This window comes from Bradyrhizobium pachyrhizi (assembly GCF_001189245.1).
Taxonomy (GTDB): Bacteria; Pseudomonadota; Alphaproteobacteria; order Rhizobiales; family Xanthobacteraceae; genus Bradyrhizobium; species Bradyrhizobium pachyrhizi.
Window position 1 is genome coordinate 1 of record NZ_LFIQ01000055.1, and the last position, 414, is coordinate 414.

At 60.4% G+C, this 414-nt stretch carries 1 protein-coding gene; it reads right to left on the reverse strand.

The window, feature by feature from the left end; genetic code table 11:
• Positions 1–123: 123 nt before the first annotated feature.
• Positions 124–414 (reverse strand): ankyrin repeat domain-containing protein (locus tag AKL29_RS10765; protein WP_160321736.1); only part of this gene is annotated, 291 nt, incomplete at its 5' end.

The following is a 414-nucleotide window of genomic DNA, read 5'->3' on the forward strand; positions in this document are numbered from 1 at the left end:
AGACCGATCGCCAAAGGGCGAAACGGCATGCGTGGTGGCGCCATTGTGGGGCAATGGCGGGAAGATACAAGCTGGTACCGGCAAAAAAGCCCCCTCCACCAAAGTGGAGAGGGCTGTCGTGGTTCACGCGGCGGGTTGCCACTCTTTCAGCTTGATCAGTTTAACGATCGCGGGGCGGCCTTTGAGAACCGCCCAGCTCAGTGCGGTGTGGCCGTCACGATCCTGAAGACCGACCGCCGCGCCTTTCGCGAGCAACACCTCGACGACGTCAGTGTAGCCCTTGTAGGCCGCCCAGATCAGCGCGGTTTTGCCATTCCTGTTCTGGAGATCGAGGATAGCTCCCTTTGCAAGCAAGGCTTGCACGATCGCGACACTACCGTTGCAGGCCGCGCTGATCAACGCGGTGTTACCATC